This is a genomic window from Paenibacillus aurantius (genome assembly GCF_032268605.1).
Classification (GTDB): Bacteria; Bacillota; Bacilli; order Paenibacillales; family NBRC-103111; genus Paenibacillus_AO; species Paenibacillus_AO aurantius.
In genome coordinates this window covers 2,528,707-2,544,108 of sequence record NZ_CP130318.1, presented here as the reverse complement: position 1 = coordinate 2,544,108, position 15,402 = coordinate 2,528,707, and the positions used below count along the sequence as shown (strand labels likewise).

The 15,402-nt window shown below is 60.1% G+C and carries 10 protein-coding genes; all 10 read right to left on the bottom strand.

Features of this window, described 5'->3' with window-relative positions:
• Nucleotides 1-47: 47 nt before the first annotated feature.
• On the bottom strand, nucleotides 48-2,441 hold the full coding sequence (locus MJA45_RS11460; protein ID WP_315607382.1) for a glycoside hydrolase family 95 protein: 2,394 nt from the start codon (nucleotides 2,439-2,441) through the stop codon (nucleotides 48-50).
• The gene (locus MJA45_RS11455; RefSeq protein WP_315607381.1) at nucleotides 2,438-4,489 is read right to left on the bottom strand and encodes a beta-galactosidase; all 2,052 of its coding nucleotides are present in this window, start codon (nucleotides 4,487-4,489) and stop codon (nucleotides 2,438-2,440) included. Before MJA45_RS11455 ends, MJA45_RS11460 begins: the two co-directional genes overlap by 4 nt.
• Nucleotides 4,490-4,506: 17 nt before the next feature.
• Nucleotides 4,507-7,728 (bottom strand): glycoside hydrolase family 2 TIM barrel-domain containing protein, encoded by a 3,222-nt coding sequence (locus MJA45_RS11450; RefSeq protein WP_315607380.1) that lies wholly within the window; start codon nucleotides 7,726-7,728, stop codon nucleotides 4,507-4,509.
• 101 nt (nucleotides 7,729-7,829) lie between these two features.
• Nucleotides 7,830-9,875 carry a beta-galactosidase gene (locus tag MJA45_RS11445; protein ID WP_315607999.1) on the bottom strand — a complete coding sequence of 682 codons (2,046 nt, stop codon included), beginning with the start codon at nucleotides 9,873-9,875 and terminating at the stop codon, nucleotides 7,830-7,832.
• Nucleotides 9,876-9,914: 39 nt separating this feature from the next.
• Complete coding sequence (locus tag MJA45_RS11440) at nucleotides 9,915-10,610, bottom strand: SDR family oxidoreductase (protein WP_315607379.1); 696 nt, start codon at nucleotides 10,608-10,610, stop codon at nucleotides 9,915-9,917.
• A 22-nt stretch (nucleotides 10,611-10,632) separates the two neighbouring features.
• Entirely contained in the window at nucleotides 10,633-11,739 is a 1,107-nt protein-coding gene (locus MJA45_RS11435) for a Gfo/Idh/MocA family protein (protein ID WP_315607378.1), read from the bottom strand.
• 12 nt (nucleotides 11,740-11,751) lie between these two features.
• The gene (locus MJA45_RS11430) at nucleotides 11,752-12,582 is read right to left on the bottom strand and encodes an amidohydrolase family protein (protein ID WP_315607377.1); all 831 of its coding nucleotides are present in this window, start codon (nucleotides 12,580-12,582) and stop codon (nucleotides 11,752-11,754) included.
• A 32-nt stretch (nucleotides 12,583-12,614) separates the two neighbouring features.
• The gene (locus tag MJA45_RS11425) at nucleotides 12,615-13,757 is read right to left on the bottom strand and encodes a CaiB/BaiF CoA transferase family protein (RefSeq protein WP_315607376.1); all 1,143 of its coding nucleotides are present in this window, start codon (nucleotides 13,755-13,757) and stop codon (nucleotides 12,615-12,617) included.
• Entirely contained in the window at nucleotides 13,754-14,911 is a 1,158-nt protein-coding gene (locus MJA45_RS11420) for an extracellular solute-binding protein (RefSeq protein WP_315607375.1), read from the bottom strand. Before MJA45_RS11420 ends, MJA45_RS11425 begins: the two co-directional genes overlap by 4 nt.
• A 3-nt stretch (nucleotides 14,912-14,914) precedes the next feature.
• On the bottom strand, nucleotides 14,915-15,364 hold the full coding sequence (locus tag MJA45_RS11415; protein WP_315607374.1) for a MaoC family dehydratase: 450 nt from the start codon (nucleotides 15,362-15,364) through the stop codon (nucleotides 14,915-14,917).
• Nucleotides 15,365-15,402: the final 38 nt, after the last annotated feature.

Sequence of the window (15,402 nt, the reverse complement as noted above, 5' to 3'; positions counted from 1 at the left end):
TGAAACCGTTTCTTTCTTACTTTGACGGCCCGGCCGCAATTCCTTCCTTACCGATGGGCTTTGATCGTGTAACTCTCCCCTGCTTCCGTCCGGAATTCGGCCGTGGATGGTCCGATGGCGGTCACCGGGACCGGGCGGTCTCCTGTCGTGACCTCGACCTGGCCGCTCGTACGGATGCGGCACATGCTGCCATTCACGGAGCGGATGACGGCACGCTGCAGCGCCCCATCGTTCCACTCCAGGTCGACGGTGAAGCCGCCCCGTGCGCGCAGGCCGCGGATACGGCCTGCCGGCCATTCCGCCGGCAGAGCCGGAAGCAGAACGAGCTCGTCCAGGTGGCTTTGCAGCAGCAGCTCCGCGATCCCCGCCGTCGCTCCGAAGTTCGCATCCACCGTCAGAGGATAGAAGGTCAGCTTCGGGTGCCGATGGGCGTTGAACAAGTTCGGGAAGGGGTTGCTGAGCAGCTTGGTCAGGTAATGATAGGCTCTCTCCGGCTTCTCCAGCCGGGCGAACAGGCTGATGAGCCAAGCGAAGCACCAGCCGACCGCGTCTTCCTTCTCATGAACCAGCCGCCGTTCGATGCTTACCCGGCACGCTTCCGCCAGTTCGGGATCCGTGTGCAGACCAATCTGATGACCCGGATGAAGCGGGTACAAATGAACCATATGGCGGTGCCCCGGCTCCGCTTCCTCAAAATCCTCGAACCATTCCTGAAGCTGGCCGTGGCGGCCGATCTTCAGCGGCCGCAGCCGGGCGCGCGCCGCCGCCAGCTCTTCGCGGAACAGGACGTCCTGCCCCAGCATCTCCGACGCCTCGATGCAATGCGTGAACAGCTCCCAGGTGAGCGCATTGTCCATGGTGGAGGCGATGCTGACAGCGGCTTTTCGGCCATCCGGTCCAATAAAGGTATTCTCCGGCGAAGTGGATGGATTCGTGACCAAGTACCCTTCCGGATCCTCTACCAGCCAATCGAGCAGGAAGAGAGCGGCCTCCTTCATGATCGGATAGGCCGTACCCCGCAGGAAATTGGCATCTCCGCCGAAACGGTAGTGCTCCCACAGATGCTGGCACAGCCAAGCCCCGCCCATCGGCCAAAACGCCCAGCTCGCCGGTCCCTTGGACGGGCCGCCGGACGGCGTCGTGATGCGCCAAATGTCAACGTTGTGATGGGCGACCCAGCCCCTGGCTCCATAATGAGCCCGCGCGGTCTCCCCGCCGGTCCGCCGCAGATCCTCCAGCATATTGAACAGCGGCGTATGGCACTCCGCCAAGTTACCCACCTCGGCCGGCCAATAGTTCATCTGTGTATTGATATTGACGGTGTAGTTGCACGCCCACGGCGGCCGGGCCCGGTCGTTCCAGATTCCCTGCAGGGTAGCGGGTTGAGTGCCCGGTCGGGAGCTGGATAGGAGCAAGTATCGTCCGAACTGGAAAAACAGAATAGCCAGCTGCTCGTCCCGCTCCCCGTCACGGACCGCCAGAATCCGCTCATCCGTCGGCAGCTCCTCCCGTCCGGGCGCCTCGAGCTCAAGCTCCACTCTTCCGAACAGCTCCTGATAATCGCGCAGATGGCGGGCCAGCAGCTCTTCGTAGGAAAGCTGCGACGCCCCTGACAGCCAATCGGCACAAAGCGCCCCCGCATCCTTGCCCTCCCGGACCGGATCCTTATCGAAGCCGTTATAGCTCGTTGCCGCTGTAAACAGGAACGTAACGGCATTCGCTCCCTTGACCCACAGCAAGTTCCCGTGCGCCTCCACATGCCCGCCTTCCGGCAGCGCCCGCAGCACCGCTTCGAACCGGATCCCTTTGTCTTCTTCGTAGAGGACGGGCTCGGTGCTCTTCGCATGGAAGGGCTCGACGTGACTCGGCGCCTGACCGCTCATGGCGATCGAATCGGCTCCGCCCTTGCGCACGCTATGATTCAGGAGACTGTCCAGCGAGGCTCTTAGCGACACCTTTCCCGGGTGATCGGCCGTTACCCGAACGACCATCACTTGATCGACTGCGGAAACGAACACCTCACGCGCGTACCGGACCCCATTCATCCGATAGCTAGTGCGGCTCACGGCATCCCTCAGATCAAGCTCCCTTCGGTAATCGGATACCGGGCCCGCCCCATCCAGCTCGAGGATCATATCCCCGAGAGATTGGTACGATTCCGTCCACGGGCCGAGCATGTGCTCCTCGAGTACGCTCTGCGCTTCCGGGTAGTTACCCTCGAAGGCCAGCCGCCGCACCTCGCCGAGATAGGCGGCCGCTTCCCGATTGTTCGGATCGTACGGGTGTCCCGACCAGAGCGTATCCTCGTTCAGCAGGATGCGCTCGTGCTTCGTCCCGCCGAACACCATGCCGCCGAGCCGGCCGTTGCCGACCGCCAGCGCCTCCACCCATTCGTCCGCTGGCTTCCGGTACCACAATGTCAGATTAGCCGCTGCGCTCATACCCTTTTGTCCTCCAGAATGAATACGCCGTGCGGCGGAAGTATCGTTTCCCCCTGCAGCTGCAAGCCGCTAAGCAGCTCTGTTCTCGCTTCGATTCCGAGTTGTACCGGAACTTCTTCGTTTTTGTGGTTGAGCAGGAACGTAAACCGCCGGCCGTCCTTCTCCCGGACGCTGACTTCCACGCCTTCGGGGGTTTTCATTACCGGCTCCACCCCCAGATGGCCGGACAGACCCCCCAAGAATCGCTGAAGGAAAGCTTCCTCCGGATCCGACGCGATATACCAGGCTTCCCCCTTGCCGAAACGGTTGCGGGTAAGCGCCGGCATGCCGCGGTAGAAGTCGCCGCCGTATTCGGCCGCCACCTCGGCACCCTCCGGGTGCAGCAGGTCGCACAGCATTCCGCAGGAGTAGGCTCCCTCCAGTCCCAGGCCCAATGCTTCGGCCTTCAGGACCAGCGAGTTTGGCTGTCCCGGGAACAAGGCGTCGATCTCCTCGACCCAGATCCCGAGCAGCTGGCGAAGCTCCCCGGGGTAACCGCCAAGTGTGACGAGATCATTCTCGTTCACGATGCCGCTGAAGAACGTCGTCACGAATGTGCCGCCGCCAGCCACGTAGGCCTCCAGCTTCTGTGCATAGCCCGGCTTTACCATATAGAGCACCGGGGCTATAACGAGATCGTAGCCGCTCAGCTCGCTCTCAACGCCGATCATATCCACCATGATGCCCTGATGATAGAAGGCGTCGTAGTATTTTTGAATTTGATCCAAATACTTCAGCTGCACGCTCGGCCCGCTGGAATGCTCGATCGCCCACCAATTGTCCCAGTCGAATACGATCGCCACCTTGGCCGGGCTGGTCGCCCCGAGCAGCGTGTCGCCAAGCTGCTGCAGCTCACGGCCGATCTCCGCGACCTCTCGGAACACCCGGGTATGCTCGTGCCCGGCATGATCGATGACCGCTCCGTGGAACTTCTCGAACGCGCCGGCCGACCGACGCAGCTGGAAGTACATGACCGATTCTGCCCCACGGGCGATCGCCTGGTAGCTCCAGAGGCGGGTGACGCCTGGCCTCTTCAGCGGATTGACGTCTTTCCAGTTGAGCTGACTCGGGCTTTGCTCCATAAGCAGGTAAGGCTCCCCGCCTTTCAGCCCGCGCATCAGGTCGTGCCGCATCGCAATGCGGCTCATCGGCATGTCGTTCGTCGGGTAGCTGTCCAGGGCGACGACGTCCAGCTCCTTCGCCCATTGGAAATAATCGAGCGGCTTGTAAGTCCCGTTGCTCTGGAAATTGGTCGTTACGATGGCGTCCGGGATGACTGCTTTGATGGCGTCGCGTTCCAGCTTGTAGCACTCGAGAATGCTGTCCGAATTAAAGCGGTCATAGTCGAGGGAAATGCCTTGGAAAGCCGTTTTGTCATGACTTTTCGGGTCCATATGCTCACTCAGGTGGCTCGGCAGCACGATCTCGTTCCAATCGTAGAACGTATGCCCCCAGAACGAGGTATACCAGGCCCGGTTTACCTCCTCCAGCGTGCCGTACTTCTTCTTCAGCCATTCACGGAAAGCAGCCTCGCAGTTATCACAGTAGCACCGCCACCCGTACTCATTGTTCACGTGCCAGAGCAGAATGGCAGGATGGTCCTTGTAACGCTCCGCCAGCTTCCCCGCCATCCTCCCGGAAAACTTGCGGAACGTCGGGCTGTTCGGGCACGAATTGTGGCGGCGTCCGAACTTCTTCTTGCGGCCTACGGAGTCGACGGTGAGCACATCCGGATAGTGGCGTGCCATCCACGCCGGATGAGCGGCCGTGCTCGTGCCCATGCAGACATGGACGCCGTTCGCGTGGAGCAGATTGATTACGTCGTCAAGCCAGCCGAAGCGGTAAGTATCCTCATCCGGCTGATTGAGCGCCCAGGAGAATACGTTGACCGTCGCGATATCGATGCCGGCCAGCTTGAACAGGCGCATGTCTTCGTCCCATATTTCACGCGGCCACTGATCAGGGTTATAATCACCGCCGTATAATATTTTCGACCATTTCGGTTTCATGGCTTCCCTTTCCTTTCCTACTCTTTAGTTGGGATGGCCCCAGGCTTCAGATGAACCGTAAACACAGTCGGCTCCGGCTTGATCAGATAGTGGGGCAGTGTCGGCGCATAGCCGCAGCTGTGGTTGCCGATGCCGGATTGCAACAGATCCACACATACCTCCAGCTCTTCCAGAGGCGTGAGGTCGGTCCAATGGCGCGTTTTGCCGAGCGCCTCAATCGAGAACGGCTGCACGCCCACCTGACCGAGAGGAGCTCCTTCGCCGGTCACCAGCAGCCCGGCTCCTTCTTTCCCCCGAAAGGCAGCCCACCGGACGTCCGCTTTGCTTCCGTTTTCCTGAGGCTTGATATATGGAACGAACTGCTCGGCGGACGGGCCCTCGTACAGGCCGAGCTTCCCGCTGTCCTTGCGGTCGGCATAGCATTCATGCGGGCCTCGTCCGAACCAGGCCATGCTCTCGAGCTCGCGCGGGATGCGGAAGCGAAGCCCGATTCTTGGCAGCGGCGGCAGTTCTTCTTTGGTAGGCTCCAGGCGAGTCTCAATGCGAAGCTCTCCGTTGACGAATATCGTGTAGTGCTGGGTAACCGCGAACAAGCTGCGGGAACCCCGCACACCAAGCGTGAGCTCGGTGCGGATGTTCACGGACTTGCCGTCGGCAGCCCGCTCCACCTGCACTGACCTGGCATCCGTCAGCAGCTCATGATAGCCGGCCTCGCGCCATTGCTTCGCAAGATGAACGTCGTTGTCCACCGGCGCCCGCCACAGGTTGACCTGCGGCCCGTGGCCCTGCGCCAACATGGCCACTCCGCCATGCTCCCAGGACACGAGGCGTCCAGCCAGCTTATCGAAAGTAAAGGCGAACCCGCTGGCGTTAACATGGATGTGCCGCCCGAGCTCCTCCACATCCAGCCCGGCCGAAGGCTCAACCGATGGGGGCTGGGATACCGGCTGAACGGCTGCAGGCTGAGCTGCGACAGGCTCAACCGCGGCAAGCTGGGACGCAGACTGAGCAGCCGGTGGCGCTTGCAGCGGAAGATCCGCCCATGCGATCTCGTGCCCCGCCGGCGCCCACAGCGTTTCCTCGCGCAGCGTGAAGCTCAGATGCAGCCAGTATTCAGCCCGAGCCCCGGCAAGCCCGGTCCGATAAGGAACCGGCACCGTCTCCTCGCCCCCGGCCGGAGTAGAAAGCGAAGCCAGCTCCCCCTGCTCCACCACGCGGCCGTCGCGATACAGCTGCCAGTGGACGGCCAGGTGCTCCAACGACACATGATCGTAACGGTTGCGCACCCGGATTACGCCGATTTCGGCGTCTTCGAGGGTTACAGTGACGGGCTCGATCGCCTTTTTGTACTCGAGGAGAGCCGGTTTAAGCCCGCGGTCCGGAAAGACCAGACCATCCAGGCAGAAATGACCGCTGTTCGGCTCATCCCCGAAATCGCCCCCGTAGGTATACTCCTGGGTGCCGTCTTCCTTCCGCCTTCGGACGGACAGGTCCATCCATTCCCAGATGAGGCCGCCGCACAGCCGGGGATATTTATAAACCGTGTCCCAGTACTCCTTCTGGTTGCCGAGCGCGTTCCCCATCGCATGGCCGAATTCGACCATCAGGTACGGACGGGTTTCCTCCCTCTTCTCGCCTTCTGCTCTAAGCATATCGACGGAGGGGTACATGCTGCTGACAATATCCGTAATCAGAGCTTCCTTCGCCCGCTCATAATGGATCGGGCGCGTAGGATCGGCTTCCCGCACCCATTCGGCCATCGCGTCGTGATTGACTCCATACCCAGACTCATTGCCGAGCGACCAGACGATGATAGACGGATGATTCTTATCCTGCTCCACGAGGCGCCGGACGCGGTCTAGATAAGCCTCCTGCCAGGCCGGGTCTTCCGAAATCCGGCTCTCGAAGGCCGTCTTCTCATCCGGGTTGTTGACCCAGCGGCTGATTTCGCCGAGAAAGACGCAGCCGTGCGTCTCCAGATCGGCTTCGTCGATCACATACAGGCCGAAACGGTCGCACAGCTCATACCAACGCTCGTCATTCGGGTAATGGGAGCAGCGAACGGTGTTGATGTTGTGCTGCTTCATTAGCACAATATCTCGGAGCATCGCCTCGGGTGTCGTCACGTAGCCGAGGTCCGGATCAAACTCGTTGCGGTTTACCCCCCGGATGATGATCGGATGGCCGTTCACCAGCACTTGGCCGTCCTGAATGCTAATATCCCTGAAGCCGACGGCGTACCGGTGAACCTCCGTGGTGTGCCCCTTCTCATCCAGGAGGCTGAGCAGCAGTGTGTAGAGCTCGGGCTGTTCCGCTGACCACAGCTTGGGTGCCGGTAAGGTAAGCTCCACACGGGTCGTGCTCTCTCCTTCCTTCTCCTGAGCCAAAGGGGTAACGGCCTCTAACACCGCATCAGCCGCCAATCGAGCTTCCAGCAGCTCCGCACGGAGGCTGCCTCCCTGGAGCGGACGGCCGGATTGATTGCGGAGGGCGACGCTCAGCTCGAGCAGGCCTTTGCTGTACGAATCGGTTAACCGGGTCCGCAGGCTGACATCCCGGATGTGAACCTTCGGCGTACCTAGCAAGTACACATCCCGAAAAATGCCGCTCAGGCGCCACTTGTCCTGATCCTCGAGATAGCTTCCGGTCGACCATTGGTAGACGCGCACGGCCAGCTTGTTCTGCCCGGTACGAATGTACGGCGTCACGTCGAACTCCATCCGGTTGTGGCTGCCTTGCCCGAAGCCCACCTCATGCCCATTCACCCAAACATGAAAAGCGGCGTCCACCCCATCGAAGCCGAGCAGCACCGAACGCTCCGACCAATCGTCCGGAACGCGGAACCTATGTACATAAGAGCCCGTCGGGTTCAGCTTCGGGATATAGGGGGGATCGACGGGAAAAGGGTATTTGCTGCTGCTGTATAACGGAGAGCCGTACCCGTGCAGCTGCCAGTTCGAAGGAACGGGAATGGCGGCCCATTCCTCCGTCCCATACTCTTCCTCATAAAACCTCTCCGGTGCGTCGTACGGGCTTGGCGCGTAATGAAACTTCCATTCCCCGTTAAGCAGCAGGTAATAAGGGGATAGGCTGCGATCATCCGCCAGCGCCGATTCCCGGTCGGCATATGGTACGGCAGCGGCTCGGGGCGCTTCCGCTCCGCGCTGCTGCACCTCGAGGTTTTCCCAATCCGGGATCGGATTTGTGTAAGGATAGATACGGCGGGATAGTTGGGACATCTTTGGTTATCCTCCTCGTCTGACTAGCTCGAAACCATCGGGACCGCCGGCCTGCGTGCCCCTTCAGCGGCAGCTCCAGGTCGTGGGCAGGATGTCCCTTCTTATTGTTGTTCGGCGATCAGGACGTCCTTGGCCGGGAGCACGACACTCTCCGCGTGCGTTTCTCCGGAAAGCAAGTCCATGAGCCGCAGTTCGTCCAGCGCCACTGTCCGTTCCCCGTCGCCGTGATTCAGCAGGAAGTAAAACCGCTTACCGTCCTTCGAGCGGCAGGTCACTTCGACATCCTGCGGGACATTCTTCAGATGGGGATGAATGCCCTTCTCCTCGCAAAGCCCTCGGGTGAACTCCTTCAGGAATGCCGGCTCCGGGCTGGAAGCCAGATACCATGCACTGCCTTCGCCAAAACGATTGCGGGTAAGGGCGGGCCTATTCCGGTAGAAGTCGTCGCCGTAAACGGCATTTACCTCAGCCCCCTCCGTATGGAGCAGATCGCAGACGATACCGCACTCATACTCGCCATTCAAGCCTCCGATCGGCTTCTGCAGAACCAAGCGATTCGTCTGGCTTGGGAACAGAGCGTCGATCTCCTCAACCCAGATGCCGAGCAGTTTCCTCAGCTCGCCCGGGTAGCCGCCTAACGTCACGAGATCCGACTCACCGACGAGGCCGCTGAAATAGGTCGTCACGAACGTGCCCCCTCGGGCGACGAACCGTTCGAGCTTCTCGGCATAGCCCGGCTTGATCATATATAGCATTGGAGCGACGATCAGATCGTAGCGATCCAGGTCCCCTTCGGTGGAGATAACATCGACGGGTATGTTTTGGGCGAAAAAGGCGTCATAGTACTTCTGGACCTCGTCCACGTACTTCAGACGCACGCTCGGGCCGCTGGAGAGATCGGCGGCCCACCAGATTTCCCAATCGAACAGGACCGCCGCCCGCGCTTCCAGCCTGGAATCAAGCAGCGTATCGCCAAGCTTCTGCAACTCGGTGCCGAGCTCCGCCACCTCGCGGAACACGCGGGTGTTCTCATGGCCGGCATGCTCGATCACCGCGCCGTGATACTTCTCGCACGCTCCGTACGAGCGCCGGAGCTGGAAGAACATGACCGTGTCGGCCCCGCGCGCGACCGCTTGATAGCTCCACAAGCGCATAACGCCTGGACGCTTCAGCGAATTGTACGGCTGCCAGTTTTGCTGGCTCGGGGTCTGCTCCATCAGCATGAAAGGGTCGCCGTTCTTCAAGCCCCGCATCAGGTCGAGACGGAACGCCGTTACGCCGGTCGGCGTATCGAACGCCGGATAGTTGTCCCAAGCGATGATGTCGCAGTATTTCCCCCACTCGAAGTAATCGAGCGGCTTGTAGGTGCCGTGGCCGTGGAGGTTCGTTGTCACCGGCAAATTCGGCGTGACCGCTTTGATGGCGTCATACTCGAGACGATACGTGTCGAGCACGCTCTCGTTATTGAAGCGGTAGTAGTCGAGCGAGATCGCCTGAAACGCCGTCTGGTCCGGATGGCTTGCGCTCAGATGCTCGCTCAGCAGGCTTGGCAGCACAATCTCATCCCAGTCGTAGAACGTATGCCCCCAGAACGAGGTGTACCAGGACCGGTTCAGCTCATCCAGCGAGCCGTAGCGCTTCCGCAGCCATTCCCGGAACGCCTTCTCGCACGTATCGCAGTAGCACGGGCAGCCCATCTCGTTGTTGACATGCCAAACGACAAGCGCCGGATGCGAACCGTAGCGTTCGGCCAGCTTCGCCGCCATCCGCTGCGCGTACTTGCGCCAAGTCGGGCTGTTGGGGCAGTTGTTGTGCCGCATGCCGTATTTGCGCTTATTGCCTTTGAAGTCCACCGGCAGCACGTCCGGATAGCGCGTCGCCATCCAGGCGGGGTACATGGCCGTGCCGGTTGCGAGGCAAACGCTTACCCCGTTCGCGTGAAGCTTCTCGATGATCTCGTCGAGCTGCGTGAAATCATAGGTATCTTCAGCCGGCTGCACACGGGCCCACGAAAAAACGTTGATCGTCGCGACGTCAATGCCGGCGAGCCGGAACATCCGCATGTCCTCGTCCCATACGTCCTTTGGCCACTGCTCCGGGTTATAATCGCCGCCGTACAGTATCTTCTTCCGTTTCGTGCTGATGATCATAGGTACCGTCCTCTCTCGTGATAGATGAAACGAAGGTCAGATCGGCAGAGCTTGTCCGTTATGGTCTACGAAAACGTAAGGACCTTCGCAGGGCTTCCTGCCTTCCGCGAGGTCGAGGATGCCCGGGGCCGGAACGTCAGGTTCATTCGGCGCCTGGCTTCCGCCCATATCGGTGCGCAGCCACCCCGGGTGAACGGCGTACACCCGTACTCCCTTGGGGGAGAGCAGGCGGTGCAGCTGCTGCGAGAACAAGTTGAGCGCCGCTTTAGAAATCGCATAGGGATAATCCCCTCCGTACGCCTTCTCGAAGCTTCCCGACGCGGACGAGATGTTCACGATCGTGCCGCCCTCCCTCGGGAGTAGCGGCAGCAGGTGCTTGACCATACGAATCGGACCGTAGACGTTCACATCCATCGTCCTCTGCACCTCCGAGAGATCGAGGTCCTCCAGCTTAGAGCCCCTCGCCTGGACGACCGCGGCGTTATTGATAATCGAATGAACGGGCTGCCCTTCCTGCTTAAGTCGTTCTGCCAGGCGTGCAACCCCGGCTTCATCCGTCACCTCCAGGCTGACGAGCTCGATCGTCCCCGGATGCTCCTCCGCCACGTTCCGCAAGGCCGCATAATCGGACCCGTCCCGAAGTCCTGCCCATAGGCGGTGCCCGCGCTTCGCAGCCTCCTTCACGAGCGCTAGACCGAGCCCGCGGTTCGCTCCCGTTATAACAATATTCATCCGTCCCGCCTCCCTGTGGGTTTTATTGGAATTCCTTCAGATAAACCGGACGATTCTCAGCCATCGAGCGATAGGAGGCAAACACCATCTGCATGGTAATCAGGTTATCCCGCACGCTGTTTTCCGGTTCCCGGTTCTCTTGCACCGCTAGCATGAGCTCGCCCATCGGTCCCATGAACGCATGGGGGAACCAGCGCCCTTCCAGCTTGGGGGTAAGCAGTGTCCTCCCTTCCCCAAAAGCTTTGGAGTACAGGCTGATCGTATCCTCCCGGCCGACCGGATAGTTGTAGAGGGCCCCGTTCGTCCCCTTGACCACCCCTTCGGTCCCTTCGAAACGGAAAGTGGCGTACCAATCGTCCTGCGGCTGGCGGTTGTTATGACTGTCATGGATCAGCCCCCGGGCTTCTCCCGGAAACTTGATGTGAATAAGCGTGCGCGTTTCCCCTATGTACGGCTGGCCCGGCAGGCGTGCTCCGTCCGCATAAATGTACTCGGGCGTCATTCCCATGACATACCGGATCGAGTCCATATAATGGATGCTGTGATACATCACTTCGAGTGTCTCGATCTTCGTAAGCCATTCCCAGTTCTCCCATTCGGTGAGCACGTTCACCTGAATGGAGCCCTGCACCGGCTGTCCGATCAAGCCCCGGCGCACGAGGCTGCGGCTTGCGCTGATGCCGGGAGACCACCGCATTTGCTGGTTCGAAGCCGCTCTTATGCCGGCCGCCTCACAAGCCTCCACAATCATCCGCGCCTCCCCGTAGCTTTCGGCGAGCGGCTTCTGGCACAGCAGGTGCTTGCCGGCCGCCGCACCTTCGCGTACGACACCAAGCTGGTGCTTCGCCGGAACGGCGATGTCGACAATCTGCACCTCCGGATCCGCGCATAACTCCGCCATCGAAAGATATACTCTCGGAAGGCCGAATGCCTGCGCGGCTGCCTGGGCTTTATCCCTGTCCAAATCGAAGATGCCTCTAACATTGAAGCCCGCCATTCGATAGGCGGGAAGATGACAGCTGCGAACGATCTCCCCCGCTCCGACGATGGCGATGCCCATCGACAGGTCCTGCGGAAGCTTGGGAGCATAATCCAGATTCAGAAGCTGATCGGCCGTTTGCTCGTTCAATGGCAAGACCTCCTACAAGTTATAGAACCGGGCGGCCGTTCCACCCAGAATCGCCGCTTTCTCGCTGTCCGAGTAACGGGCCAGCGCCCGGTTCGTCTCGTTCCACACCTGTGCGTAGTCGCCCGCCAGCAAGGCCACGGGCCAATCACTGCCGAACATAAGGCGTTCCGCTTCGAACGACTTCACGGCATGGTCGATGTAAGGTTGCAGATCCTCAGCAGACCAGTCGGCAGACGCCGCCGTGTTAAGGCCGGATATTTTCGCGTATACGTTCGGGTATTGAGCGGCGCGGGCCAGTTGCTCGGCCCACGGCTCCCAGCCTTTATCCGCAATCGGCGGCTTCGCCAGGTGGTCGATGACGAGCTTCAGTCCGGGCACCTTCTCCGCCAGCAGCGGAACATGCTTTAGATGATTCGGGAAAACAGCCACGACGTCGTACGTCATGTCGTAAGCGGCAAGCACTTTCAGTCCCTCGATCGCCTTGTCCTGAAGGATCCAGTCCGGATCGGGCTCGTCGTGAATCAGGTGACGAATTCCCTTGAACGCCGGGAGCTTGGACCAGCGTTTCAGCTTCTCCTCCGCTTCCTTCGGTTCGAGGAGCGGAACCCAGCCGACGACTCCTCCGATCCACTCGTAACGCTCGGCCTGGCGCAGCATGGCCTCCGTGTCCTCGTAGGAGTTCGCCGATTGCACGAGCACGGTCTTGCCGATGCCGGCCGCCCTCAGCTCAGGCTCCAGCTCCTCCGGCTCAAAGGTGCGGTAAATCGGTCCGTGCTGCGGGCCTAGCCAGGGATAGGCGACCTTATCCGGATTCCAAAAGTGCTGATGGGCATCCACCTTCATGCTTCCAATTCCCCTTTCGCTGATTGTCCGGGTCACAATTGAAATTCCTTGCGGATCCGTTCGTTATGCTCCCCGATCTTCGGTGAGCCGACGCCGGACTTGTAGATTTCCCCGTCGATCCGGATCGGGCAGCGCGTTGTCTCAAGCTGAGCCCCGTTATCGCGGGCAACCGTCTGAACCATCTTCAGCGCCTGGAAGCCTTCATGCCTCAGCAGCCGATCCCAGCTGAGCACGTCCGCGCACCAGATATCGGCCGGCTCAAGGATCTTCAGCCACTCGTTCGTCTTCCTCGTGCGCAGATGGTCACGCAGTATGCTCTTGATCTCGTCTCTCCCGGAGAAGAGCCGCTGCGGATCCGTATAGTTCACAAGCGGCGGGCATTCGAGCAGCTCTCCGAGCCGAACGACGGGGTTCATGGCGATGGCGATGTACCCGTCAGCCGTTCCGTAGATCCCATAGGGAGCGCCCAGGTAGGCGTTGGCATTGTTCACGGCGCTGCGCTCCGGAAGCTTGCCCCCGTCGTTTAGGTGTGTCGTGAGCACCTCAAATTGTACGTCCAGGATCGATTCGAGCAGGCTTACCTCAACGAGGCCGCCTTCCCCGGTGACCCCGCGGCGGACGAGGCAGGCGAGTATCCCTTGGACCAGGTGGGCCCCCGCCATCATATCCGCCACGGACAGTCCGAACGGCACGGGACCTTGATCGGCATCGCCGCTCAGCCATGTTAAGCCGGACAAAGCTTGAACGAGCAAATCCTGCCCCGGCTTATCCTTCCAGGGCCCTTCCTTGCCGTATCCGGTTACAAGACCGTACACGATTCGCGGATTGATCTGCTTAACCGCCTCATAATGCAGACCGATCTTCTCCATTACGCCGGGACGGAAGTTCTGGATGAGCACATCCGCTTGCGCGATCAGCCCGCGAACGGCCTCCAGATCAGCGGGATCCTTCAGATTCGCAGAATAGCTCAACTTGTTGCGGTTGATCGAGTGAAACAGCGTGCTGTCCCCGTCCAGCTCCAGATTCGAAATGTACAGCCTGCGGCATAAGTCGCCGCCATCCGGCCGTTCGATCTTGATGACGCGCGCTCCGAGGTCCGCCAGTCTCAATGCGGCCGAAGGGCCGGACAGAAATTGACTGAAATCGAGAACGGTTAAGCCTGAGAGTGGTTTCATAGATGCTTTCCTCCCTGCAAGGACTGGGTGTATAACTGGTTCAGCTTCTTCAGCACCCCGTCTACGCTGCCCCCGTTCTTCAAATAGTCCTGCACCACATCGCCGGCATGATCTTGAAAATACAGATAACCGTCATAGCGGGGACGTAAGTAAGCCCGATCCAGTGCGGGAAGCGTATTTTGAAAATAATCCTGGGCCTGCCGGTTTACCTCTTCGTTCTCCCATGCCCCGCGGTGGCCCGGCTGCCCTCCGCTTTCGACATACAACGTCCGCTGGATGACCGGATCCGCTGCATAAGCCGCATACTGGAGCGCCAGCTCCTTGTTCGAACAGCCTGCCGAAATCGAAAGCCCCGTTCCCCCGAGTGTGCTTTGCAGCCTGCCGTGATGGCCGAGGCGGACCAGATCTCCGAAGTGCAGCACCTTTTCCGCATAGCCGGGACGGGAATAATTGGAGTACCCGTAGGCAAAAGGGCAGTAGACATAGTCGTCCGTGCTCGTCATGGCCTCATAAACGGCGATCGGGTTCCAGCCGAAGATGCGCTCCGTACACAAACTGACGAGCTCGCGGTACATTTCGAGCGCCTGTCCGGCCGTTTCCTTCCCGACGACCTGCTCCTTCTCTCTAAACGGAGCCTCGCCCAAGGTTGCACAGAACATATAGAAATTCATGAGGCTGTCGATGGGAATGCCCGGCAGCACGACACGCCCCGTACGGGCAAGCGAGAGCAGCTCCTCCCAGGTGTCGGGAGCCTCTTGCCCCGCCTGCTGCATCAGGTCGTCCCGCCGCGACGCCACCGGAGTAGCCGCATCGATGGCAAGGGCTGTCTGGCGTCCGTTAAAGCGATAGCTTTCATGCGAGGCCCCTACGGAGTGAGCGGCTTGATCGGCGAGATACTCCGCAGGCAGATGCTCGGCCAGATCAACGAGCGCTCCGTGTTCGGCCGCGAAGCCGGCCCACGGATGATCGATCACCAGCAGGTCGTAACGCTCGATGAGCGTCTGAATCGGAGCGTCGGCGAATTCCTGCAGAGACCGTTTCTCCCACGTGATCTCGACGCCCGGATGCTTCTCCATAAAACGCTGGGCGGTCGCCACCATCGGTACGTAGCCCCTTGTATGATTCCAGGTAATCCCCTTCAGTTGAATCGGCATGGTCTAGATCGCACCTTTCCGCTTCACCAGGAGCAGATGCTCGCAGGCCAGCACCGTTTTCCCGTGTTGATTGGTTACTTCCAGAAGCTCACTTACGATGCCGAACTCCGGCCGCTTATGATGATCCTTCTTCTCCTTGACGGTGACCTTTGCGGTAATGGTATCGCCTATAAAGACCGGAAGGATGAAGCGCAGCCGGTCATACCCGTAAGACATGGCTTCCGGGTTGATTTCTCCCGCCGTCATGCCGACCCCGATGCTGAAAACCAGAGTCCCGTGCGCGATCCGCTGCTTAAAGTCCTGCGTCCGGCACCACTCGGCATCCATATGATGAGGGTAGAAATCCCCGGTTTGTCCGGCGTGCATCACTATATCCGTTTCGGTAATCGTTCTGCCCATCGACTGTCTGGTTGAGCCAAACTCATAGTCTTCGAAAAATAAGGAACGGATCAAGGGCTTCCCGCCTTTCCACTTTTGTTCGTTCGGATTTG